Genomic DNA, 25000 nt, shown 5'->3' on the forward strand with positions numbered 1-25000 from the left:
TCCGTCACAGAGGGTAATAACCCCGTAGTCGAAACTTCGTTCTCTCTTGAATGTATCCTGAGTACGGCGGAACACGTGAAATTCCGTCGGAATCTGGGAGGACCATCTCCCAAGGCTAAATACTCCCTAGTGATCGATAGTGAACCAGTACCGTGAGGGAAAGGTGAAAAGCACCCCGGAAGGGGAGTGAAAGAGATCCTGAAACCGTGTGCCTACAAATAGTCAGAGCCCGTTAATGGGTGATGGCGTGCCTTTTGTAGAATGAACCGGCGAGTTACGATCCCGTGCGAGGTTAAGCTGAAGAGGCGGAGCCGCAGCGAAAGCGAGTCTGAATAGGGCGTTTAGTACGTGGTCGTAGACCCGAAACCAGGTGATCTACCCATGTCCAGGGTGAAGTTCAGGTAACACTGAATGGAGGCCCGAACCCACGCACGTTGAAAAGTGCGGGGATGAGGTGTGGGTAGCGGAGAAATTCCAATCGAACCTGGAGATAGCTGGTTCTCCCCGAAATAGCTTTAGGGCTAGCCTTAAGTGTAAGAGTCTTGGAGGTAGAGCACTGATTGAACTAGGGGTCCTCATCGGATTACCGAATTCAGTCAAACTCCGAATGCCAATGACTTATCCTTAGGAGTCAGACTGCGAGTGATAAGATCCGTAGTCAAGAGGGAAACAGCCCAGATCGCCAGCTAAGGTCCCAAAGTGTGTATTAAGTGGAAAAGGATGTGGAGTTGCTTAGACAACTAGGATGTTGGCTCAGAAGCAGCCACCATTTAAAGAGTGCGTAATAGCTCACTAGTCGAGTGACTCTGCGCCGAAAATGTACCGGGGCTAAATACACCACCGAAGCTGCGAATTGATACCAATGGTATCAGTGGTAGGGGAGCGTTCTAAGTGCAGTGAAGTCAGACCGGAAGGACTGGTGGAGCGCTTAGAAGTGAGAATGCCGGTATGAGTAGCGAAAGACGGGTGAGAATCCCGTCCACCGAATGCCTAAGGTTTCCTGAGGAAGGCTCGTCCGCTCAGGGTTAGTCAGGACCTAAGCCGAGGCCGACAGGCGTAGGCGATGGACAACAGGTTGATATTCCTGTACCACCTCTTTATCGTTTGAGCAATGGAGGGACGCAGAAGGATAGAAGAAGCGTGCGATTGGTTGTGCACGTCCAAGCAGTTAGGCTGATAAGTAGGCAAATCCGCTTATCGTGAAGGCTGAGCTGTGATGGGGAAGCTCCTTATGGAGCGAAGTCTTTGATTCCCCGCTGCCAAGAAAAGCTTCTAGCGAGATAAAAGGTGCCTGTACCGCAAACCGACACAGGTAGGCGAGGAGAGAATCCTAAGGTGTGCGAGAGAACTCTGGTTAAGGAACTCGGCAAAATGACCCCGTAACTTCGGGAGAAGGGGTGCTTTCTTAACGGAAAGCCGCAGTGAATAGGCCCAAGCGACTGTTTAGCAAAAACACAGGTCTCTGCGAAGCCGTAAGGCGAAGTATAGGGGCTGACACCTGCCCGGTGCTGGAAGGTTAAGGAGAGGGGTTAGCGTAAGCGAAGCTCTGAACTGAAGCCCCAGTAAACGGCGGCCGTAACTATAACGGTCCTAAGGTAGCGAAATTCCTTGTCGGGTAAGTTCCGACCCGCACGAAAGGTGTAACGATTTGGGCACTGTCTCAACCAGAGACTCGGTGAAATTATAGTACCTGTGAAGATGCAGGTTACCCGCGACAGGACGGAAAGACCCCGTGGAGCTTTACTGTAGCCTGATATTGAATTTTGGTACAGTTTGTACAGGATAGGCGGGAGCCATTGAAACCGGAGCGCTAGCTTCGGTGGAGGCGCTGGTGGGATACCGCCCTGACTGTATTGAAATTCTAACCTACGGGTCTTATCGACCCGGGAGACAGTGTCAGGTGGGCAGTTTGACTGGGGCGGTCGCCTCCTAAAGTGTAACGGAGGCGCCCAAAGGTTCCCTCAGAATGGTTGGAAATCATTCGTAGAGTGCAAAGGCATAAGGGAGCTTGACTGCGAGACCTACAAGTCGAGCAGGGACGAAAGTCGGGCTTAGTGATCCGGTGGTTCCGCATGGAAGGGCCATCGCTCAACGGATAAAAGCTACCCCGGGGATAACAGGCTTATCTCCCCCAAGAGTCCACATCGACGGGGAGGTTTGGCACCTCGATGTCGGCTCATCGCATCCTGGGGCTGTAGTCGGTCCCAAGGGTTGGGCTGTTCGCCCATTAAAGCGGTACGCGAGCTGGGTTCAGAACGTCGTGAGACAGTTCGGTCCCTATCCGTCGTGGGCGCAGGAAATTTGAGAGGAGCTGTCCTTAGTACGAGAGGACCGGGATGGACGCACCGCTGGTGTACCAGTTGTTCTGCCAAGGGCATAGCTGGGTAGCTATGTGCGGAAGGGATAAGTGCTGAAAGCATCTAAGCATGAAGCCCCCCTCAAGATGAGATTTCCCATAGCGTAAGCTAGTAAGATCCCTGAAAGATGATCAGGTTGATAGGTTCGAGGTGGAAGCATGGTGACATGTGGAGCTGACGAATACTAATAGATCGAGGACTTAACCATATAATATGAAGCTAATGTTATCTAGTTTTGAGAGAATATAAAAAACTTATTGACTTTAAATGTCGAATGAGTTATGATGATTCTTGTCTTAAATGAATATAGTCTGGTAATGATGGCAGAGAGGTCACACCCGTTCCCATACCGAACACGGAAGTTAAGCTCTCTAGCGCCGATGGTAGTTGGGACCTTGTCCCTGTGAGAGTAGGACGTTGCCAGGCTATTTATATCATCGCGGGGTGGAGCAGTACGGTAGCTCGTCGGGCTCATAACCCGAAGGTCGCAGGTTCAAATCCTGTCCCCGCAACCAAATGGTCCCGTGGTGTAGTGGTTAACATGCCTGCCTGTCACGCAGGAGATCGCCGGTTCGACCCCGGTCGGGACCGCCATTTTATATAAAGAAAAGAACGAAACAAGTTGTTTCGTATTTTTTTATTTGTTTTAACAAAAAACTAATAAAGACAGTCAAACTATCCTTAGGAAAACTCCTAAGGACTTTTTTATATATTTAAAACCTGTATAATAAAGAGCAGAGAACATTGTGAGTAAAGTAGGTGAAGTCTGTGAGTAAATATGAAATAACAACAAAATCTTCCGAAGAAACCCAGCGATTATCAGAAAAATTAGGGAGACTTGTAAAGGAAAAAGATGTAATTATTTTAGAAGGTGATCTTGGAGCTGGCAAGACGACTTTTACAAAAGGACTAGCAAAAGGTCTTGGAGTGAAAAGAGTCGTAAATAGTCCTACCTTCAATATTATTAAAGAATATAAAGGAAGATTACCGCTATATCATATGGATGTGTATCGTTTAGCGGAAAGTGAAGAAGATTTAGGATTTGATGAGTATTTCTATGGTGAAGGGATTACAGTAGTAGAATGGGCTCATTTAATAGAAGCATATTTACCGAATGAGAAGTTGCAAATTAGTTTATTCCATGCTGGAGATGATACAAGAAAAATTGTACTCGAGCCAATTGGAGATCGCTATATTAGATTATGTGAGGAGCTATTACAAGATGAAAGTACTAGCAATTGATACTTCAAATTACGTAATGGGTGTATCCCTTATTGAGGAAGGGAACGTGATTGGGGAAATCATTACAAATTTAACAAAAAACCATTCTGTACGTCTTATGCCAGCTGTAGAGAAACTGTTAAAAGAATGCGGTGTAAAACCGAAAGAATTGACTAAAATTGTTGTAGCAGCTGGACCGGGATCATATACAGGTGTTCGTATAGGTGTGACAGCGGCAAAAACATTAGCTTGGTCACTTCAAATACCAATTGTAGGTGTATCAAGTTTGGAAGTGGTGGCTGCAAATGGTACTAATTTTAATGGACTAATTTGTCCTTTATTTGATGGCCGACGTGGTCAAATTTACACGGGGTTATATACATATGAAGGAGAGCGTATAACTTCAATAGAAGAAGACCGAATTATTCTTATTGTTGACTGGTTGCAAATGTTAAAAGATAAAGAACAGCCTGTTTTATTTATTGGTAACGATGTTAAATTGCATAAAGAAACAATTGTAGAATATTTAGGTGATCAAGCTGTATTTGCTCCGTTCACTAAGAATAACCCAAGACCAAGTGAATTAGCATTTTTAGGATTACAAAAAGAAGAACAAGACGTGCATACGTTTGTTCCTAGCTATCTTCGTTTAGCTGAAGCTGAAACAAAATGGTTAGAAAGTCAAAAACAATAGGGGCCTACAGAAGATGGATATGATATTTAGAAAGATGGCACTCGATGATATTGCTCAAATTGTAGCTATTGAAGAAGCATCTTTTTCAACCCCTTGGACTGCAGATGCCTTTCACCGTGAATTAGAGGTGAATGAACATGCACATTATGTCGTGCTAGAAAAAGATGGTCTCGTAATTGGATATTGTGGATTGTGGATAATTATTGATGAATCACATGTAACAAATATAGCTATCCTGCCGGAATACAGAGGTCAAAAGCTAGGGGATGCCTTATTAAAAGAAGTCATTTCCGAAGCGAAAGGTTTAGGAGTAAAAACAATGACACTTGAAGTACGCATGTCAAATGAAGTAGCAAAGCAGTTATACAGAAAATACGGATTTCAAAATGGTGGGATTCGTAAACGATACTATGCAGACAATCAGGAAGATGGTCTTGTAATGTGGGTGAATATATAATGGAAAAAAATACGATTATACTTGGTATTGAAACAAGCTGTGATGAAACAGCTGTAGCAGTTGTTAAAAATGGAACGGAAATCATTGCGAATGTCGTTGCATCGCAAATTGAAAGTCATAAGCGTTTTGGCGGAGTTGTACCAGAGATTGCATCCCGTCATCATGTAGAAGAAATCACAGTTGTGTTAGAAGAAGCTTTAAAAGAAGCGAATATCACTTTTGAGGATATTGATGCAATTGCTGTAACAGAAGGACCAGGTTTAGTCGGAGCACTTTTAATAGGTGTAAATGCAGCGAAAGCTGTGGCTTTTGCTCATGATATCCCTCTAGTTGGTGTTCATCATATTGCTGGTCATATTTATGCGAATCGTTTAGTAAAAGAAGTACAATTCCCGTTACTATCGCTTGTTGTATCCGGTGGACATACGGAGCTTGTTTATATGAAAGAACATGGTTCATTTGAAGTGATTGGTGAAACGCGAGATGATGCGGCAGGAGAAGCTTACGATAAAGTAGCTCGTACATTATCAATGCCTTATCCAGGTGGTCCTCATATTGATCGCCTTGCGCATGAAGGAAAACCAACAATTGATTTGCCTCGTGCGTGGCTAGAACCTGATTCGTATGATTTCAGCTTTAGTGGATTGAAATCAGCAGTTATCAACACTGTGCATAACGCAAAACAGCGCGGTATAGAAATTGCACCAGAAGATTTAGCAGCAAGTTTCCAAGAAAGTGTAATAGATGTACTTGTAACGAAAGCGTCTCGTGCAGCAGATGCTTATAATGTAAAACAAGTGCTTCTTGCTGGTGGAGTAGCTGCTAATAAAGGGCTTCGTGCACGTTTAGCAGCAGAATTTGCACAAAAAGAAAATATAGAGCTAATTATTCCTCCTCTATCTTTATGCACAGATAATGCAGCGATGATTGCGGCTGCAGGTACAATTGCATACGAACAAGGAAAACGCGCTACATTAGCTTTAAATGCAAATCCAGGATTAGATATTGAAGCATAGTTATACACAAAATTAACCACAGCTTGTGGATAAAACCCAAATTATCTGTTGATAATTTGGGTTTTTTTGTGTACATAAAATGTGTATAACTTTTTATGTAGTTGTGGATAATGTGGAAAAGTTATTTGAAAGTTTATATTATAAAGGTGGATATGTGTATAACCTTGTGGATAACATAGAGGAAGTCTGACCTTTGAAGAAATTCTTTTTTGGGAAATAAAAAACAAAGAGATGTCCAAAAAACATTTTGAAACATCCTCCTCTTATTATATAAGGTGCTACTATTGTCAATCCTTGTCGAATGGTTTGTATAATTTCATTTATTATGGTATTGATTCCAAAACAGAAAATAAAAAGGAGGTCATCTCGTCAAAAAGCCCGACTTATGAGACATCCTCCTCTTTTAAATTCTCTTATATATGCAGTTCTTCCCATTCTGCCATACAAGCTTCAAGCTGTTCTTGCAGTGTTTGTTTTTTAGTTGTAATTTCACTAGCCTTTTCATAATCTGCATATATTTCTGGTAAGCAAAGTTGGTCTTCTAACGTAGCAATTTCTTCTTCTAAGCCTACGATATTTTGTTCCAGTTCTTCAATTTTTCGAGTACGTTGACGCTCTAACTGTTTACGTTCTTTTTCTTCGAGATAATTTAATTTTTCTTGTGCCACCACTTTTTGAACAGGTACTTCATCTTCTTGCTCTAGTTCCGCACGTTCAATCATTTCATTTTTCTTTTCAACGTAATAATCGTAATCACCTAAATATTCTTGTGCACCTTCTGTTGATAACTCAACAACGGTTGTCGTTACGCGATTAATAAAGTAGCGGTCATGAGAGACGAATAGAAGAGTACCTGGGTAATCAATTAAAGCATTCTCCAAAATCTCTTTACTATTTAAATCAAGATGGTTTGTTGGCTCATCGAGAATTAATAAATTGGATTTTTGCATCATAAGTTTTGCAAGAGCTAGTCGAGCCTTTTGTCCACCACTAAGAGAAGATACTGGTTTGAGTACATCATCCCCTGTGAATAAAAAGTTGCCTAGTATAGTGCGAATTTCTTTTTCGGGCTGCAATGGATATTCATCCCATAATTCATTTAAAACTCGCTTCGAAGATGTTAAGTTGGCTTGTTCTTGATCATAATAACCAACAGATACGTTTGACCCGAAAGCAACGTTTCCATGTAATAGCTGTAACTTATTCACAATGGATTTTAATAATGTAGATTTTCCAATTCCGTTTGGCCCAACTAAGGCAACACTGTCACCGCGAGTTAAGCGCATATTTACATGTTCAATAATCGGTTCCTGATAATAGCCAATAGTTGCATCTTTCACTTGTAAAACATCATTTCCACTTTGTTTTTCAATATCGAAGTGGAAGGAAGCTGATTTAGAATCGCCTAATGGTCTAGTTAATACTTCCATTCTGTCTAATTGTTTACGGCGACTTTGAGCGCGTTTTGTCGTAGATGCACGAGCTATATTTTTTTGTACAAAGTCTTCCAGTTTAGAAATTTCATCTTGTTGTTTTTCATAACGCTTCATTTCTTGCTCGTATAGAGCTGATTTTGAGTCTAAATATTTACTGTAGTTACCAACAAATCGTCGGCTTTCCTTATTAGAAATTTCGTATACTTGTGTAACGAGTTTATCTAAGAAATAACGGTCATGGGAAACGATTAAAATCGCGCCAGGATAGCCTTGTAAATATTGTTCAAGCCATGTTAGTGTCTCGATGTCCAAATGGTTTGTAGGTTCGTCTAAAATAAGTAAGTCTGGTCTAGTTAATAATAATTTCCCAAGAGCTAATCGAGTCTTTTGTCCACCACTTAATGTGGAAATTTTCGTCTGATGCGTTTCAACTGGGAAGCCAAGACCGCTTAAAATTGAGCGTATATCCGCTTCGTACTGATAGCCGCCTTGATCTTTATAATCTAATTGTAATTGGTCATAATCAGCTAATAATTTCTCATATATAGCCGCATTTGAAAAGTTTTCTTCTTTTCCCATCTCTTGCTCTAGCCTTCGAAGTTTTGTCTCCATCTGCTGCAAGTGTGTAAAGACGGTTAACATTTCATCCCAAATTGTTAAAGACGTTTCTAATCCGGTATTTTGAGCTAAATACCCCATTGAGACATCTTTTGGTTTTATAATTTCACCACCATCATGAGATAACTCGCCAGCTATTATTTTTAATAATGTAGATTTTCCAGCTCCATTTCGTCCGACTAATGCGATACGATCTTTTGTTTGTACTTCCAATTTTATGTTTGCAAGAATCGTTTCTGCACCGTATAATTTCGAAAGCCCATTCACTTGTAATAATATCAATGTTTTCACCTCAAATAATTTCTTAACTTTGCCATGTTTATATTTCTCAATCATACTAAAAATAGTGTATAGTTTAAAATAAAGAGAGAATACTTCTTCTCTTTATTATACAAGGAAATTCATGAGTACTAAACTTCTGTATTTGATTCAAGTATAAGAATAAAGATAGGAAGAGAGGAGAGGTTATATGGATCAGCAAAAAATTCCACAGGCCACTGCCAAACGATTGCCTCTATACTATCGATTTATCCAAAACTTATCTCTTTCTGGTAAGCAACGTGTTTCATCAGCCGAATTGAGTGAAGCGGTAAAGGTTGATTCCGCAACTATTCGAAGAGATTTTTCATATTTTGGAGCGTTAGGGAAAAAAGGATATGGATATAACGTAAATTATTTATTATCATTTTTCCGTGAAACACTCGACCAAGATGATATAACACGCGTGGCACTTATTGGAGTAGGTAATTTAGGGACCGCTTTCTTACATTATAATTTCACGAAAAACAATAATACAAAAATTGAAATGGCGTTTGATGTTAGTGAAGAGAAAGTTGGAACAGAAATCGGAGGCATTCCTGTATATCATTTGGATGAACTAGAAGAACGTTTATCAACTGATATACAAGTGGCAATATTAACGGTACCCGCTACAGTAGCGCAATCTGTGGCAGATAGATTGGCAGAAACGAACGTGCATGGTATTTTAAATTTCACACCAGCACGCTTAAATGTGTCAGAGAATATAAGGATTCATCACATTGATTTAGCTGTAGAGTTACAAACTCTTGTTTACTTTTTGAAGAATTATCCACAATAAAACGCAGAGGAGATGACCTCTGCGTTTTATTATTGTTTTTTCTTTGTGAATTTAACTAAGATAAGGCGAAGTGCCAAATTAAAATCAATTGTTGCCATAACTGCAAATAGTATTGTCCACATATTCCAGATTGTATCTGTTACGTTCGTAATGGCGAAGCGTGTAAAGATACATCCAAGAAGAAAGTACAATGCAGCCATGAACAATGGTGAGTTTCTCATACTAAAAATCCTCCGATAAAGCCTTGCATTTTTTCAGCTTCTTTAATCATTTCTTGAATTTGCTCATTGCTTACTACAACTTGAGCAACTGCAACTAATGTATTCATTGCAACATGAGCTGCAATAGGAACTATAATTCGTTTCGTTTTTACGTATAAAAAGGCGAATACGAGCCCCATAGAAGTGTATACCAATAAGTGAGTAAAATCAAAATGAATCGCCGCGAATACAAGTGAACTAATAATAGCGGCAATAAAGAAGTTAAACTTCTTATAAAGTGTACCGAATAAAATTTTTCTAAATACAATTTCTTCCAAAATAGGTCCTATTATAGATATGACAATAAGGAACCAAGGTGTCGTTCTTGCGATGTCCATAAGTCTTGCTGTATTTTCAGATCCCGGTGTAATCCCTAATAAACGCATTTCGATCATACCGGCAATGCTTTGCGAGAACAGCGCTAAGAAGAAACCAATAAAAATCCACCCAATTGTAGCTGGAACAGTAGAGCGCATTTTATCTAAATGCCTGTCACGAATGTCTGTTCTGAGTAACCAAAGTACAACGCATAATGCAATGAAAAAGCTAATGATAGCCCAATGACCAGTTATGAGTTGAAGTTTTTCCTCTCTAGTAAATCCCCTATTATCGTATAGTCCAGTTTTCAGGAGAAGCGGTAACCCGGCAATGCCTGATAACTGCATTAAAATGTATGTAACGATAATCCACCAATATTGTTTTTTCAAATGGTTTAACCATCCTTTCTAACGCTAGTGTATGAGATAAGGTAGGATAACATGTAAATATGCTACCTACGATATAAACTTTCATTTGAATTATATTTTTTTTGTAAATAAGTATTTGAAAATAAAATAGGAGACAGGAAAAAGTTGTACGTTTAGCGAAAACAACTTAGGGTGTCTTTCATATTGTAACATACAAGAAGTGGGAACAACGATTCATATAGTAAAGGCAGTAGAAGAAGTAATGATATCTAGGAAAGTGCATAAAGTAATTTGCGAAAAAATTATGATTTTTTTACTTGCAAAAGAAATTGAGATTATTTATTATTAGAAGTGTGTTAGCACTCGTGTGACTTGAGTGCTAATAAATAAAATTTACATAACAAAATGAGGAGGTTATTGTTCATGCTAAAGCCATTAGGTGATCGCGTTGTAATTGAACTTGTTCAAGCAGAAGAAAAAACAGCAAGTGGTATTGTATTACCAGAAACTGCAAAAGAAAAACCACAAGAGGGTAAAGTTATTGCAGTAGGTACAGGCCGAGTGCTTGAAAATGGTGAGCGTGTTGCTTTAGAGGTAGCAGCAGGTGATCTTATCATCTTCTCAAAATATGCAGGTACTGAAGTGAAATACGAAGGTACAGACTACTTGATTTTACGTGAAAGTGACATTTTAGCAATTATCGGTTAATTATATACATTTTAAAAATCCAAGGGGGTCAATTATTATGGCAAAAGATATTAAATTTAGTGAAGAAGCACGTCGTTCGATGCTTCGCGGTGTCGACACTCTTGCAAACGCAGTAAAAGTAACGCTTGGACCAAAAGGTCGTAACGTTGTACTTGAGAAAAAATTCGGTTCACCACTTATTACAAATGACGGTGTAACAATCGCAAAAGAAATCGAATTAGAAGATGCATTCGAAAACATGGGTGCGAAATTAGTAGCAGAAGTTGCTAGCAAAACAAACGATGTAGCTGGTGACGGAACGACAACTGCAACTGTATTAGCGCAAGCTATGATTCGTGAAGGTCTTAAAAACGTAACAGCTGGTGCAAACCCAATGGGTCTTCGTAAAGGTATCGAAAAAGCTGTTACTGCTGCAATTGAAGAATTAAAAGCGATTTCTAAACCAATCGAAGGTAAATCTTCTATCGCACAAGTAGCTGCTATTTCTTCGGCTGACGAAGAAGTAGGTCAATTAATCGCTGAAGCAATGGAGCGCGTTGGTAACGACGGCGTTATTACTTTAGAAGAATCTAAAGGATTCACAACAGAATTAGACGTAGTAGAAGGTATGCAATTTGATCGTGGATATGCATCTCCTTACATGATTACTGATTCTGACAAAATGGAAGCAGTTCTTGATAACCCATACATTTTAATTACTGACAAAAAGATTTCTAACATTCAAGAAATCTTACCAGTATTAGAGCAAGTGGTACAACAAGGTAAACCACTTCTTATCATTGCTGAAGATGTAGAAGGCGAAGCGTTAGCTACATTAGTAGTGAACAAACTTCGTGGTACATTCAATGTAGTTGCTGTTAAAGCTCCTGGATTTGGTGACCGTCGTAAAGCAATGCTAGAAGATATCGCAATCTTAACTGGTGGCGAAGTAATCACTGAAGAATTAGGACGTGACTTAAAATCTGCTACAGTTGAATCTTTAGGACGTGCTGGTAAAATTGTTGTAACGAAAGAAAACACAACTGTAGTTGAGGGTATTGGAAATTCACAACAAATCGAAGCTCGCATCGGTCAAATCCGCGCGCAATTAGAAGAAACTACTTCTGAATTCGATCGTGAAAAATTACAAGAGCGTCTTGCTAAACTTGCGGGCGGTGTAGCAGTAATTAAAGTAGGTGCAGCAACTGAAACTGAGTTAAAAGAGCGCAAACTTCGCATTGAAGATGCACTTAACTCAACTCGTGCAGCAGTAGAAGAAGGTATCGTTGCAGGTGGTGGTACTTCACTTATGAACGTATACACAAAAGTAGCTTCTATCGTAGCTGAAGGCGACGAAGCAACAGGTATCAACATCGTACTTCGTGCACTAGAAGAGCCAGTTCGTCAAATCGCAATCAACGCTGGTCTAGAAGGATCTGTAGTTGTAGAGCGTCTAAAAGGCGAAAAAGTAGGCGTTGGTTTCAACGCAGCTACTGGCGAATGGGTTAACATGCTTGAGTCTGGTATCGTAGATCCAGCTAAAGTAACTCGTTCTGCACTTCAAAACGCAGCATCTGTTGCAGCTATGTTCTTAACAACTGAAGCTGTAGTTGCTGACAAGCCAGAACCAAATGCACCAGCAATGCCTGACATGGGCGGCATGGGCATGGGCGGTATGGGCGGAATGATGTAATTCCGTTCTCCCGAAAAACATCCACTTCTATATAGAAGTGGATGTTTTTTTATGTTTTTGAGCGCAGGAAAATAATTTCTGTAGAATTTTGTCGCTTTCTCTCTTGACCATACCGATACTTCATTGTTAGAATCTAGGAAGATAATATAAAACAATCCTTCATATATCCTCGATGATATGGTTTGAGAGTCTCTACCGGGTTACCGTAAACAACCTGACTATGAAGGCAGTGCGTCTTATATTTATAAAGAGCGGAAGACTATCTTTCTTTATAAAGCCAGACCCCTGCCTTTTCTTTGTCATGAGACTAGAGGCGGAGGACTGGCTTTTTTTATTATATTAGTAATGCTTTTCGCCAAATTGGTGAAAATATTTATATACGAGAACTAACGTTGGGGTGATTATTTTGAAGAAGCAGCATGATACAATTATCGTTTTAGATTTTGGGAGTCAGTACAATCAGTTAATAGCACGTCGAATTCGTGAGTTCGGTGTATACAGTGAACTTCATCCACATACAATTACTGCAGAAGAAATTAAAGCAATGAATCCAAAAGGGATTATCTTCTCTGGTGGACCAAATAGTGTATACGGTGAAGGTGCATTACATTGTGATGAAAAAATCTTTGAACTAGGATTACCGATTTTCGGTATTTGTTACGGTATGCAGCTTATGACGCAACACTTCGGTGGGAAAGTAGAACGTGCAAACCACCGTGAGTACGGAAAAGCTGTTCTTAAAGTAGAGAACGAATCAAAATTATATGCGAACCTTCCAGAAGAGCAAGTTGTATGGATGAGCCATGGTGACTTAGTAACTGGTTTACCTGAAGGGTTCGTAGTAGATGCAACAAGTGAGTCTTGTCCGATTGCTGGTATGAGCAATGAAGCGGAAAACTTATACGGTGTACAATTCCACCCAGAAGTACGTCACTCTGAGCACGGTAACGATTTAATTAAAAACTTCGTATTCGGCGTATGTGGTTGTTCTGAAGGATGGAACATGGAGAACTTTATTGAAGTAGAATTAGAGAAGATCCGTGAAACTGTTGGAGACAAAAAAGTATTATGCGCACTTAGTGGCGGTGTAGACTCTTCTGTTGTAGCAGTATTAATTCATAAGGCAATTGGTGACCAATTAACATGTATTTTCGTGGATCACGGTTTACTTCGTAAAGATGAAGCAGAAGGTGTTATGAAAACATTTAGCGAAGGCTTCCATATGAACGTTATTAAAGTGGATGCACAAGAGCGCTTCATGAACAAGTTAAAAGGTGTAGAAGATCCAGAGCAAAAACGTAAAATCATCGGTAATGAATTCATTTACGTATTTGATGATGAAGCTTCTAAATTACAAGGAATGGACTTCCTAGCGCAAGGTACACTTTACACGGATATCGTTGAAAGTGGTACAGCAACTGCACAAACAATTAAATCTCACCATAACGTTGGTGGACTTCCAGAAGACATGCAGTTCAAATTAATTGAGCCTTTAAATACTTTATTTAAAGACGAAGTACGTGTATTAGGATCAGAACTAGGAATTCCTGATGAAATCGTATGGCGTCAACCATTCCCAGGCCCTGGTCTTGGTATTCGTGTATTAGGTGAAATTACAGAAGAGAAATTAGAAATCGTTCGTGAATCTGATGCGATTTTACGTGAAGAAATTATAAAAGCAGGATTAGACCGCGAAGTTTGGCAATACTTCACTGCGCTTCCTGGTATGCGTAGTGTAGGTGTTATGGGTGACGAGCGTACTTACGATTACACAGTAGGTATCCGTGCAGTAACATCTATCGATGGTATGACAGCTGACTGGGCACGTATCCCTTGGGACGTATTAGAGAAAATCTCTGTACGTATCGTAAACGAAGTAAAACACGTTAACCGTATCGTGTATGATATAACAAGTAAGCCACCAGCAACTATTGAGTGGGAATAGTATTGTAATAAAAAAGATCCATCTATCGTTCATGTATAGATGGATCTTTTTGTTTTCACCCTTAATACGAACGAAAGTATAAAAATTTATAAAAATGTTCGTTTTTAAATTGACAAAACCACCTCATCGAGTTAATATGAGTATGTAATTCAAACGAAAAGTGAATATTATGCCGTCGTATAATATCGGGGATATGGCCCGAAAGTTTCTACCTAGCTACCGTAAATGGCTTGACTACGAGGCGTTTTGATAAAGATGAGGGGAAACTTGTCTTTATTCATAGAACGCTTCCATGTATATGCAATGGAAGCCTTTTTTATTTTTATAGATAAAAGAGGGCTAGGGGAAATACGGCGAGTAATCATATAACGGGGGAAACGTAAGATGAAACGCTATTTTCAGTTTGATGAACTCGGCACAAATTATAAAACAGAGTTCATAGCAGGTTTAACGACATTTCTATCTATGGCTTACGTACTATTTGTCAATCCTGCTACGCTGTCGCTTGGAAATGTTAAAGGATTACCGGCAGGTACAGGAATGGATCCAGGTGCAGTATTCGTTGCTACAGCATTAGCAGCGGCGATTGGTTCGTTAATTATGGGGATATTTGCGAAGTATCCGATTGCTTTAGCGCCAGGTATGGGAATAAACGCGTTCTTTGCTTATACAGCGGTGTTAACGATGGGAATTCCGTGGCAAACGGCAATTGCTGGAACATTAATGTCAGGTATTATCTTTATTATTCTTACTGCTTCAGGTATTCGTGAAAAAATCATTAATGCAATTCCAGTAGAGTTAAAGTTTGCAGTAGCGGCGGGTATTGGATTATTCATTGCCTTCCTTGGATTCCAAAACGCTGGAATTATCGTAAAGAATGATGCTGTTCTTGTTGGGTTGGGGGACTTAACAAAGGGCACAACGTTACTAGCAATCTTCGGAGTTGTTACTACAATCATTTTCATGATTAAAAAAATAAATGGTGCAGTTTTCTACGGTATGATCCTTACGGCGATCTTAGGAGTAGCGACTGGATTAATTGATACACCAAAAGCTGTAGTGGGAGCAATACCGAGTCTAGAACCAACGTTCGGGGTAGCATTAACTCACTTTGGAGACATTTTCACTGTTGAAATGGCGATTGTTATTATAACGTTCTTCTTTATCGATTTCTTTGATACAGCAGGTACGCTTGTAGCGGTTGCGAATCAAGCGGGATTAATGAAGAACAATAAATTACCACGTGCAGGTAAAGCGTTATTTGCAGATGCGATTGCAACTGTAATTGGTGCGATTTTAGGTACATCAACAACAACGTCTTACATTGAATCGTCTGCGGGGGTAGCAGCAGGAGGACGTTCTGGATTTACAGCGGTTGTAACAGCAGGGTTCTTCTTACTGGCACTATTCTTCTCGCCGCTATTAAGTGTTGTGACACCAGCTGTAACAGCGCCAGCATTAATTATTGTAGGGATCTTGATGGTTTCATCTTTAGGAGAAATTGATTGGAAGAAATTTGAGATTGCAGTGCCAGCGTTCTTTACTATCATTTCAATGCCACTTACGTATAGTATCGCAACAGGAATTGCAATCGGGTTTATCTTCTATCCAATTACAATGGTTGTGAGTGGTCGTCGTAAAGAGATTCATCCAATTATGTATGTTATGGGAGTTTTATTCATACTATATTTCATCTACGTTCGTAAATAAAAGGGGTTTTTTGAAAGGTCTAGACTTGAGGGGAGTCTAGACCTTTTTTGCGTCTTCAGAAAATCTTAAGGATTTCCGAGCGTTTTTCTTCAGAAGTTTTCTTATAATAGAAGTTAGGGATTAAAAAAGTGATGGGGGAGATAGTATGGCCGGGGAAACGATACTTGTCGTAGATGATGAAAAAGAAATTAGGAACCTTATTACAATTTATTTAAAGAACGAAGGATATAAAGTACTGCAAGCAGGGGACGGAGAAGAAGGGTTACGTATATTAGAAGAAAATGAAGTGCACTTAGTCGTATTAGATATTATGATGCCGAAAGTAGATGGTATTCATATGTGTATGAAAGTAAGGGAAGCGAAGGAAATGCCGATTATTATGCTTTCGGCAAAAACGCAAGATATGGATAAAATTTTAGGATTAACAACAGGTGCAGATGATTATGTAGCAAAACCGTTTAACCCGTTAGAGTTAATCGCAAGAATTAAATCGCAGCTACGTCGTTATATGAAAATGAATGGCTTTGCTATTCAAAATGAGGACGAGTTAGAAATTGGAGAGATGAAAATAAACATCTCCACTCATACAGTCATTGTGGATGGAGAAGAAGTGAAACTGACCCCGAGGGAATTTTCAATTTTAGAATTACTAGTCCGTAATCCGGGGATGGTCTTTAGTGCGGAACAAATTTATGAAAAGGTTTGGAACGAAAGATCTTTCCAGTCGGATAACACGGTAATGGTTCATATTCGGAAAGTGCGTGAAAAGATTGAGGAGAATCCAAGGAAGCCAATATATATAAAAACAGTATGGGGAGTGGGGTATAAGATTGAAAAAGATATTTAATCCATTTACTTATGTTAGGAAAATTCGAGAATTAATTGGAAAGATAGTGAAGAGTGTGAAACGGAGTATACGAATTCAACTTATTACTGCGTTTACTGCTTGTGCGTTGTTAGGGATTTTGTCAGCGAAGGCAGCAGCACCGTTTTTTGAGAATGCGAATCGAGAGGCGACGATCGATTATCGGGTTGGTATGGAACAAATTAATCAACAAGCTCAAAGCGTGGCAAATAGTTCAGTTCATGAAAATAAATTAGAAGCTATATCAACTATGATTGAAATAGAGAATCAAAATTTAGAACAAAACTCTAGAGCTTTAAAAGTATTGGTCACTGACGAGAGCGGTAAAGTTTTATATAAAACGAAGCAGGCGCAAGAAGAACAAATTGATTTGCATAATACAATTCGTAATGCATCATCGTTTGCGATTAATTATATGAATGGTAGAAAAGAATTTGAAAGTACGAGAAAAGAATTTATAGCTTTTGCACCTATTACAATAGAAGATAAGAATTTATACATGTTTGTTAGTGGGATTCCAGAAGGTGAAGTAATATATGATACGCAAGAAGGACCGTTTCCGTTTTTCATAGGTGTACTTGTATTTATTTTCTCTTTCTTCTATATAACAAAGAGAAAGATGAAGCAAATTGAAGCGATGGCACAAGGTGTCAAGGAAATAGAAAAAGGAAACTTAGCGTACCGTATTGAGAAAAAAGGTGAAGATGAGATTGCGTCTTTAACTGAGAATATTAATAATATGGCGGAAGAGCTTATGAATAATATAGAAAAGGAACGTAAATTAGAGAAGCAAAAGAATGAGCTTATTACGAATGTATCACACGATTTACGTACACCACTGACTTCTATAATGGGTTACTTGCGATTACTTCGAGATTCTAAATATGAAAATAAAGAACAACATGATGAGTATACGAGAATTGCTTTTGCAAAGTCGGAGCAGTTAAAGAATTTAATAGAAGATTTATTTGAGTATACGAAGTTAACGAATGAACAAGTTGTATTAGAAAAACAGGAAGTGTGTGTAAATGAGTTACTTGATCAATTAATAGAAGAGTTAGTACCACAAGCGGAAGAGCATGGCCTTATGTTTGTTAAGAAGTTTCCTGAGGAACGTGCATATGCGATGATTGATTCGGAAAAGATGGTCCGTGTATTCGACAACTTACTAATGAATGCAATTAAGTATAGTAAAGATGACGGAGAGATAAAAGTTTCTCTTCAAAGGCAGCGCAGGAATATACAAATTGTTATTGCGAATCATAGTGAAGAGTTTACGAGAGAAGAGTTAGGGAACTTGTTTGAACGGTTTTATAAGAAAGATCAATCTAGAAGTAGAGTAACAGAAGGTTCGGGGCTCGGATTAGCTATTGCGAAAAGTATTGTTGAGTTGCAAGGTGGTAGTATTCGAGCTGAGTATGAGGACGGGATCGTTCAGTTCATCGTTTCATTACCAATTATAGAAAAATAATAAATGAATAGAATGTTATAGGATAAAAAGGCTTATTTTAAAAGGGATAAGCCTTTTTATATTTTTTTAGAAAAACATATTGACGATTAGAGTTTAGAGGTGTAATATAGAACAAGTCGCCGATAGCAACAACGCAGAAAGCGACAAAAGAAATAAAAAAACTTGGTTGACATTGGAATATGAAAATGTTAACATAAGGGAGTCGCAAATGAGCGGCAAACAAGTTCTTTGAAAACTGAACGAAACAAACAACGTGAACGTCAATTTTTATTTTTAGATGCTAGACAAACTAACTTTATTGGAGAGTTTGATCCTGGCTCAGGATGAACGCTGGCGGCGTGCCTAATACATGCAAGTCGAGCGAATGGATTAAGAGCTTGCTCTTATGAAGTTAGCGGCGGACGGGTGAGTAACACGTGGGTAACCTACCCATAAGACTGGGATAACTCCGGGAAACCGGGGCTAATACCGGATAATATTTTGAACTGCATAGTTCGAAATTGAAAGGCGGCTTCGGCTGTCACTTATGGATGGACCCGCGTCGCATTAGCTAGTTGGTGAGGTAACGGCTCACCAAGGCGACGATGCGTAGCCGACCTGAGAGGGTGATCGGCCACACTGGGACTGAGACACGGCCCAGACTCCTACGGGAGGCAGCAGTAGGGAATCTTCCGCAATGGACGAAAGTCTGACGGAGCAACGCCGCGTGAGTGATGAAGGCTTTCGGGTCGTAAAACTCTGTTGTTAGGGAAGAACAAGTGCTAGTTGAATAAGCTGGCACCTTGACGGTACCTAACCAGAAAGCCACGGCTAACTACGTGCCAGCAGCCGCGGTAATACGTAGGTGGCAAGCGTTATCCGGAATTATTGGGCGTAAAGCGCGCGCAGGTGGTTTCTTAAGTCTGATGTGAAAGCCCACGGCTCAACCGTGGAGGGTCATTGGAAACTGGGAGACTTGAGTGCAGAAGAGGAAAGTGGAATTCCATGTGTAGCGGTGAAATGCGTAGAGATATGGAGGAACACCAGTGGCGAAGGCGACTTTCTGGTCTGTAACTGACACTGAGGCGCGAAAGCGTGGGGAGCAAACAGGATTAGATACCCTGGTAGTCCACGCCGTAAACGATGAGTGCTAAGTGTTAGAGGGTTTCCGCCCTTTAGTGCTGAAGTTAACGCATTAAGCACTCCGCCTGGGGAGTACGGCCGCAAGGCTGAAACTCAAAGGAATTGACGGGGGCCCGCACAAGCGGTGGAGCATGTGGTTTAATTCGAAGCAACGCGAAGAACCTTACCAGGTCTTGACATCCTCTGAAAACTCTAGAGATAGAGCTTCTCCTTCGGGAGCAGAGTGACAGGTGGTGCATGGTTGTCGTCAGCTCGTGTCGTGAGATGTTGGGTTAAGTCCCGCAACGAGCGCAACCCTTGATCTTAGTTGCCATCATTAAGTTGGGCACTCTAAGGTGACTGCCGGTGACAAACCGGAGGAAGGTGGGGATGACGTCAAATCATCATGCCCCTTATGACCTGGGCTACACACGTGCTACAATGGACGGTACAAAGAGCTGCAAGACCGCGAGGTGGAGCTAATCTCATAAAACCGTTCTCAGTTCGGATTGTAGGCTGCAACTCGCCTACATGAAGCTGGAATCGCTAGTAATCGCGGATCAGCATGCCGCGGTGAATACGTTCCCGGGCCTTGTACACACCGCCCGTCACACCACGAGAGTTTGTAACACCCGAAGTCGGTGGGGTAACCTTTATGGAGCCAGCCGCCTAAGGTGGGACAGATGATTGGGGTGAAGTCGTAACAAGGTAGCCGTATCGGAAGGTGCGGCTGGATCACCTCCTTTCTATGGAGAATTGATGAACGCAGTTCATCAATAAACGTTGACTTGTTTTGTTTCGTTCAGTTTTGAGAGAACTATCTCTCAAGTTTAAATGTATGTTCTTTGAAAACTAGATAACAGTGTAGCTCATATTTTTTTAATTTTAGTTTGGTTAAGTTAGAAAGGGCGCACGGTGGATGCCTTGACACTAGGAGTCGATGAAGGACGGGACTAACGCCGATATGCTTCGGGGAGCTGTAAGTAAGCTTTGATCCGAAGATTTCCGAATGGGGAAACCCACTATACGTAATGGTATGGTATCCTTACCTGAATACATAGGGTATGGAAGACAGACCCAGGGAACTGAAACATCTAAGTACCTGGAGGAAGAGAAAGCAAATGCGATTTCCTGAGTAGCGGCGAGCGAAACGGAATCTAGCCCAAACCAAGAGGCTTGCCTCTTGGGGTTGTAGGACATTCTATACGGAGTTACAAAGGAACGAGGTAGACGAAGCGACCTGGAAAGGTCCGTCACAGAGGGTAATAACCCCGTAGTCGAAACTTCGTTCTCTCTTGAATGTATCCTGAGTACGGCGGAACACGTGAAATTCCGTCGGAATCTGGGAGGACCATCTCCCAAGGCTAAATACTCCCTAGTGATCGATAGTGAACCAGTACCGTGAGGGAAAGGTGAAAAGCACCCCGGAAGGGGAGTGAAAGAGATCCTGAAACCGTGTGCCTACAAATAGTCAGAGCCCGTTAATGGGTGATGGCGTGCCTTTTGTAGAATGAACCGGCGAGTTACGATCCCGTGCGAGGTTAAGCTGAAGAGGCGGAGCCGCAGCGAAAGCGAGTCTGAATAGGGCGTTTAGTACGTGGTCGTAGACCCGAAACCAGGTGATCTACCCATGTCCAGGGTGAAGTTCAGGTAACACTGAATGGAGGCCCGAACCCACGCACGTTGAAAAGTGCGGGGATGAGGTGTGGGTAGCGGAGAAATTCCAATCGAACCTGGAGATAGCTGGTTCTCCCCGAAATAGCTTTAGGGCTAGCCTTAAGTGTAAGAGTCTTGGAGGTAGAGCACTGATTGAACTAGGGGTCCTCATCGGATTACCGAATTCAGTCAAACTCCGAATGCCAATGACTTATCCTTAGGAGTCAGACTGCGAGTGATAAGATCCGTAGTCAAGAGGGAAACAGCCCAGATCGCCAGCTAAGGTCCCAAAGTGTGTATTAAGTGGAAAAGGATGTGGAGTTGCTTAGACAACTAGGATGTTGGCTCAGAAGCAGCCACCATTTAAAGAGTGCGTAATAGCTCACTAGTCGAGTGACTCTGCGCCGAAAATGTACCGGGGCTAAATACACCACCGAAGCTGCGAATTGATACCAATGGTATCAGTGGTAGGGGAGCGTTCTAAGTGCAGTGAAGTCAGACCGGAAGGACTGGTGGAGCGCTTAGAAGTGAGAATGCCGGTATGAGTAGCGAAAGACGGGTGAGAATCCCGTCCACCGAATGCCTAAGGTTTCCTGAGGAAGGCTCGTCCGCTCAGGGTTAGTCAGGACCTAAGCCGAGGCCGACAGGCGTAGGCGATGGACAACAGGTTGATATTCCTGTACCACCTCTTTATCGTTTGAGCAATGGAGGGACGCAGAAGGATAGAAGAAGCGTGCGATTGGTTGTGCACGTCCAAGCAGTTAGGCTGATAAGTAGGCAAATCCGCTTATCGTGAAGGCTGAGCTGTGATGGGGAAGCTCCTTATGGAGCGAAGTCTTTGATTCCCCGCTGCCAAGAAAAGCTTCTAGCGAGATAAAAGGTGCCTGTACCGCAAACCGACACAGGTAGGCGAGGAGAGAATCCTAAGGTGTGCGAGAGAACTCTGGTTAAGGAACTCGGCAAAATGACCCCGTAACTTCGGGAGAAGGGGTGCTTTCTTAACGGAAAGCCGCAGTGAATAGGCCCAAGCGACTGTTTAGCAAAAACACAGGTCTCTGCGAAGCCGTAAGGCGAAGTATAGGGGCTGACACCTGCCCGGTGCTGGAAGGTTAAGGAGAGGGGTTAGCGTAAGCGAAGCTCTGAACTGAAGCCCCAGTAAACGGCGGCCGTAACTATAACGGTCCTAAGGTAGCGAAATTCCTTGTCGGGTAAGTTCCGACCCGCACGAAAGGTGTAACGATTTGGGCACTGTCTCAACCAGAGACTCGGTGAAATTATAGTACCTGTGAAGATGCAGGTTACCCGCGACAGGACGGAAAGACCCCGTGGAGCTTTACTGTAGCCTGATATTGAATTTTGGTACAGTTTGTACAGGATAGGCGGGAGCCATTGAAACCGGAGCGCTAGCTTCGGTGGAGGCGCTGGTGGGATACCGCCCTGACTGTATTGAAATTCTAACCTACGGGTCTTATCGACCCGGGAGACAGTGTCAGGTGGGCAGTTTGACTGGGGCGGTCGCCTCCTAAAGTGTAACGGAGGCGCCCAAAGGTTCCCTCAGAATGGTTGGAAATCATTCGTAGAGTGCAAAGGCATAAGGGAGCTTGACTGCGAGACCTACAAGTCGAGCAGGGACGAAAGTCGGGCTTAGTGATCCGGTGGTTCCGCATGGAAGGGCCATCGCTCAACGGATAAAAGCTACCCCGGGGATAACAGGCTTATCTCCCCCAAGAGTCCACATCGACGGGGAGGTTTGGCACCTCGATGTCGGCTCATCGCATCCTGGGGCTGTAGTCGGTCCCAAGGGTTGGGCTGTTCGCCCATTAAAGCGGTACGCGAGCTGGGTTCAGAACGTCGTGAGACAGTTCGGTCCCTATCCGTCGTGGGCGCAGGAAATTTGAGAGGAGCTGTCCTTAGTACGAGAGGACCGGGATGGACGCACCGCTGGTGTACCAGTTGTTCTGCCAAGGGCATAGCTGGGTAGCTATGTGCGGAAGGGATAAGTGCTGAAAGCATCTAAGCATGAAGCCCCCCTCAAGATGAGATTTCCCATAGCGTAAGCTAGTAAGATCCCTGAAAGATGATCAGGTTGATAGGTTCGAGGTGGAAGCATGGTGACATGTGGAGCTGACGAATACTAATAGATCGAGGACTTAACCATATAATATGAAGCAATGTTATCTAGTTTTGAAGGAATATACCTTCATCAGTTTGGTGATGATGGCAGAGAGGTCACACCCGTTCCCATACCGAACACGGAAGTTAAGCTCTCTAGCGCCGATGGTAGTTGGGACCTTGTCCCTGTGAGAGTAGGACGTCGCCAAGCAAGCTAAAACACAAGTCTTTTGACTTGTGTTTTTTTGTATATTTGTTTCGTTAGAAACAAGGGTGGAAATATTGCTAAATCATACCAGATGGAAAAATATTTATGAAATCATGATAAAGGCGAAGTATTTTCGCTATTTTTATTAAGCGCTCATTAAACTAGATGTATTTCGTAATAGGATCATTATTGGTCATATTTTCAATATAAGAGGGAAACCTCTCTTCTTTTATAATTAATTTCTAAAAAACTTGGCGCATAATTGAAGCTTCTATACTCTAAATGATTTAATGGTTTATGAATTATATAGCTATTTCCCCTTAAAATCCTGTATACAGTATCCCTTAACTAATAAACATTAGAGGTGTTTCTGCCGGTAAATATTTCTTTTTCATGATTGGACATCTAAATCTTCTTCATTAATATACTTTTGAAAATAAATCCGTTCATAATTTCAATAATATAGATTTGTGTAATTGCTTCCTTTGAGTTTGCAGTTTGCTCAATCTATTAAACAAGCCCGTCTATATAATTGCATTTTATATAGACGGGCTTGTTTAATTTTTTATTCTTATAATAGTAGCGTTTTGAGGGATGTTTTTTGTTATTAAGTATAGGGAAGTAGTACATAATCTATGAAAATGATACAGGTGCTTTCAATTATTATGAGAACAGCTATATTATGGCTAAATATGTAGTGAGATATAGGCATGTTGAACAAGGGGCTCATTTACAATTGAAGTGTATATGTGGGTATGAAATCTTCTTTGATTAGTAGTCGTAACTTCTTGAGGCATAAATTTTTGAATTCCGTAACGTCAGTGCTACAATGATTGAAAAATAAATGTTAATGAGGTGTTCATATGAAAATTGAAGTTTGGTCTGATTTTGTATGCCCGTTTTGCTATATTGGGAAGCGTAGATTAGAAATGGCTTTAGAGCAATTTCCACATAAGAAAGATGTTGAAGTTGAGTTTAAAAGTTTTGAATTAGATCAAAATGCTCCGATCTACTCTGGAACGAGTATTAATGAAGTGCTTGCATCGAAGTATGGAATTAGTGTTGAAGAAGCTGATCGTAATAATATACAACTAGGCAATCATGCAGCTAGTATGGGTTTGAGTTTCAATTTTGAAGAGATGAAGCCAACAAATACTTTTGATGCACATCGTTTGGCGAAATTCGCAAAGGATCAGGGGAAGGAAAAGGAGATTACAGAAAATCTACTTTTTGCATATTTCACTGAATCGAGAAACTTAAGTGATGTGGAAACACTAGCTAATATTGCTGAAGCTTCCGGTCTAGATAGGGAAGAGGCTTTAAATGTTATTCATAATAAAAATGCTTATGCCAATGAGGTTAGGATTGATGAATCAATTGCTCAACAATATAAAATTACAGGGGTACCTTATTTTATTGTTAATCAAAAGTATGCTATTTCAGGTGCACAACCACTTGAAACCTTTGTTGGTGCACTTCAACAGGTGTGGGAAGAAGAGAACCCTAAGTCTGAACTTCAAGATCTTTCAATAAATAGTACAACAGATGATTATTGTGCAGATGGTAGCTGCTCGATACCTTCAAAGGAATAATATTTAATTCTTTCTTTCTATTATGGTGTGCATAATGTAATGAGGGGATAAATTTAAAATGTCATATGTATATTAATGACATCTAAATACGAATAACCTACAGTGACTTTTATAGG

At 41.1% G+C, this 25000-nt stretch carries 15 protein-coding genes, 2 tRNA genes, 5 rRNA genes and 2 riboswitches (1 of these 24 running past the window's edge); of the genes, 19 read left to right on the top strand and 3 right to left on the bottom strand.

Annotated elements, in window-relative coordinates; translation table 11 throughout:
• From NSQ69_RS01475 to tsaD, 8 genes are all read left to right on the top strand, one after another.
• Positions 1–2565: ribosomal RNA gene (locus NSQ69_RS01475) — 23S ribosomal RNA — on the top strand; it begins 357 nt to the left of the window's first position.
• Positions 2566–2667: 102 nt separating this feature from the next.
• A 5S ribosomal RNA gene (gene rrf / locus NSQ69_RS01480) occupies positions 2668–2783 on the top strand.
• Between the two features lie 12 nt (positions 2784–2795).
• Positions 2796–2872 (top strand) — tRNA-Met (locus NSQ69_RS01485).
• A 3-nt stretch (positions 2873–2875) separates the two neighbouring features.
• Positions 2876–2951: transfer RNA gene (locus NSQ69_RS01490), tRNA-Asp, on the top strand.
• 174 nt (positions 2952–3125) lie between these two features.
• Positions 3126–3599, top strand: coding sequence for a tRNA (adenosine(37)-N6)-threonylcarbamoyltransferase complex ATPase subunit type 1 TsaE (gene tsaE / locus NSQ69_RS01495; RefSeq protein ID WP_002009995.1), 474 nt, complete (start codon positions 3126–3128; stop codon positions 3597–3599).
• Positions 3580–4272, top strand: a complete 693-nt coding sequence (gene tsaB, locus NSQ69_RS01500) for a tRNA (adenosine(37)-N6)-threonylcarbamoyltransferase complex dimerization subunit type 1 TsaB (protein WP_002124827.1) — start codon at positions 3580–3582, stop codon at positions 4270–4272. Before tsaE ends, tsaB begins: the two co-directional genes overlap by 20 nt.
• Before the next feature lie 13 nt (positions 4273–4285).
• Positions 4286–4729 carry a ribosomal protein S18-alanine N-acetyltransferase gene (gene rimI, locus NSQ69_RS01505; protein ID WP_002063534.1) on the top strand — a complete coding sequence of 148 codons (444 nt, stop codon included), beginning with the start codon at positions 4286–4288 and terminating at the stop codon, positions 4727–4729.
• Positions 4729–5745 carry a tRNA (adenosine(37)-N6)-threonylcarbamoyltransferase complex transferase subunit TsaD gene (tsaD, locus tag NSQ69_RS01510; protein WP_002009991.1) on the top strand — a complete coding sequence of 339 codons (1017 nt, stop codon included), beginning with the start codon at positions 4729–4731 and terminating at the stop codon, positions 5743–5745. Before rimI ends, tsaD begins: the two co-directional genes overlap by 1 nt.
• Before the next feature lie 413 nt (positions 5746–6158).
• Here tsaD and NSQ69_RS01515 read toward each other — a convergent pair whose 3' ends face one another.
• Positions 6159–8081 (bottom strand): ABC-F family ATP-binding cassette domain-containing protein, encoded by a 1923-nt coding sequence (locus NSQ69_RS01515; RefSeq protein WP_090835618.1) that lies wholly within the window; start codon positions 8079–8081, stop codon positions 6159–6161.
• A 187-nt stretch (positions 8082–8268) separates the two neighbouring features.
• On the opposite strand from NSQ69_RS01515, the gene NSQ69_RS01520 reads away from it, so the two are divergent.
• Positions 8269–8898 carry a redox-sensing transcriptional repressor Rex gene (locus tag NSQ69_RS01520; protein ID WP_000372704.1) on the top strand — a complete coding sequence of 210 codons (630 nt, stop codon included), beginning with the start codon at positions 8269–8271 and terminating at the stop codon, positions 8896–8898.
• Between the two features lie 29 nt (positions 8899–8927).
• Here the strand turns inward: NSQ69_RS01520 and NSQ69_RS01525 are convergent, their stop codons facing one another.
• Positions 8928–9119, bottom strand: a complete 192-nt coding sequence (locus NSQ69_RS01525; protein ID WP_001246201.1) for a YdiK family protein — start codon at positions 9117–9119, stop codon at positions 8928–8930.
• Complete coding sequence (locus NSQ69_RS01530) at positions 9116–9865, bottom strand: CPBP family intramembrane glutamic endopeptidase (RefSeq protein WP_002009988.1); 750 nt, start codon at positions 9863–9865, stop codon at positions 9116–9118. Before NSQ69_RS01530 ends, NSQ69_RS01525 begins: the two co-directional genes overlap by 4 nt.
• 402 nt (positions 9866–10267) lie before the next feature.
• On the opposite strand from NSQ69_RS01530, the gene groES reads away from it, so the two are divergent.
• The 10 genes from groES to NSQ69_RS01580 all read left to right on the top strand — a co-directional run bounded on the left by groES (position 10268) and on the right by NSQ69_RS01580 (position 24884).
• Positions 10268–10552 (top strand): co-chaperone GroES, encoded by a 285-nt coding sequence (groES, locus tag NSQ69_RS01535; RefSeq protein WP_002009985.1) that lies wholly within the window; start codon positions 10268–10270, stop codon positions 10550–10552.
• Positions 10553–10589: 37 nt separating this feature from the next.
• Positions 10590–12224 (top strand): chaperonin GroEL, encoded by a 1635-nt coding sequence (groL, locus tag NSQ69_RS01540; protein WP_002029451.1) that lies wholly within the window; start codon positions 10590–10592, stop codon positions 12222–12224.
• Positions 12225–12363: 139 nt separating this feature from the next.
• Positions 12364–12465: riboswitch (purine riboswitch) on the top strand.
• A gap of 165 nt (positions 12466–12630) precedes the next feature.
• Positions 12631–14169, top strand: coding sequence for a glutamine-hydrolyzing GMP synthase (gene guaA, locus NSQ69_RS01545; protein ID WP_122974556.1), 1539 nt, complete (start codon positions 12631–12633; stop codon positions 14167–14169).
• 155 nt (positions 14170–14324) lie between these two features.
• Positions 14325–14426, top strand: a riboswitch (purine riboswitch).
• Between the two features lie 127 nt (positions 14427–14553).
• Entirely contained in the window at positions 14554–15879 is a 1326-nt protein-coding gene (locus NSQ69_RS01550) for an NCS2 family permease (protein WP_078207011.1), read from the top strand.
• A 145-nt stretch (positions 15880–16024) separates the two neighbouring features.
• On the top strand, positions 16025–16726 hold the full coding sequence (locus tag NSQ69_RS01555; protein ID WP_002029454.1) for a response regulator transcription factor: 702 nt from the start codon (positions 16025–16027) through the stop codon (positions 16724–16726).
• A complete protein-coding gene (locus NSQ69_RS01560; RefSeq protein ID WP_002124847.1) occupies positions 16710–18215 on the top strand; it encodes a sensor histidine kinase in 1506 nt (501 codons plus the stop codon). Before NSQ69_RS01555 ends, NSQ69_RS01560 begins: the two co-directional genes overlap by 17 nt.
• A gap of 295 nt (positions 18216–18510) precedes the next feature.
• Positions 18511–20062: ribosomal RNA gene (locus NSQ69_RS01565) — 16S ribosomal RNA — on the top strand.
• 146 nt (positions 20063–20208) lie between these two features.
• Positions 20209–23130: ribosomal RNA gene (locus NSQ69_RS01570) — 23S ribosomal RNA — on the top strand.
• 49 nt (positions 23131–23179) lie between these two features.
• Positions 23180–23295 (top strand): 5S ribosomal RNA (gene rrf, locus NSQ69_RS01575).
• Together the 16S, 23S and 5S rRNA genes form the textbook arrangement of a ribosomal RNA operon.
• An 860-nt stretch (positions 23296–24155) precedes the next feature.
• Entirely contained in the window at positions 24156–24884 is a 729-nt protein-coding gene (locus tag NSQ69_RS01580; protein ID WP_002016772.1) for a DsbA family oxidoreductase, read from the top strand.
• Positions 24885–25000 lie beyond the last annotated feature (116 nt).

Source organism: Bacillus sp. FSL R10-2201, assembly GCF_038008665.1.
Classification (GTDB): Bacteria; Bacillota; Bacilli; order Bacillales; family Bacillaceae_G; genus Bacillus_A; species Bacillus_A mycoides.

Coding starts and splice junctions, on each gene's coding strand:
- tsaB (WP_002124827.1), top strand. CDS start 3,580: ATGAAAGTACTAGCAATTGATACTTCAAATTACGTAATGGGTGTATCC.
- rimI (WP_002063534.1), top strand. CDS start 4,286: ATGGATATGATATTTAGAAAGATGGCACTCGATGATATTGCTCAAATT.
- tsaD (WP_002009991.1), top strand. CDS start 4,729: ATGGAAAAAAATACGATTATACTTGGTATTGAAACAAGCTGTGATGAA.
- NSQ69_RS01520 (WP_000372704.1), top strand. CDS start 8,269: ATGGATCAGCAAAAAATTCCACAGGCCACTGCCAAACGATTGCCTCTA.
- NSQ69_RS01525 (WP_001246201.1), bottom strand. CDS start 9,119: ATGAGAAACTCACCATTGTTCATGGCTGCATTGTACTTTCTTCTTGGA.
- groES (WP_002009985.1), top strand. CDS start 10,268: ATGCTAAAGCCATTAGGTGATCGCGTTGTAATTGAACTTGTTCAAGCA.
- groL (WP_002029451.1), top strand. CDS start 10,590: ATGGCAAAAGATATTAAATTTAGTGAAGAAGCACGTCGTTCGATGCTT.
- NSQ69_RS01550 (WP_078207011.1), top strand. CDS start 14,554: ATGAAACGCTATTTTCAGTTTGATGAACTCGGCACAAATTATAAAACA.
- NSQ69_RS01555 (WP_002029454.1), top strand. CDS start 16,025: ATGGCCGGGGAAACGATACTTGTCGTAGATGATGAAAAAGAAATTAGG.
- NSQ69_RS01580 (WP_002016772.1), top strand. CDS start 24,156: ATGAAAATTGAAGTTTGGTCTGATTTTGTATGCCCGTTTTGCTATATT.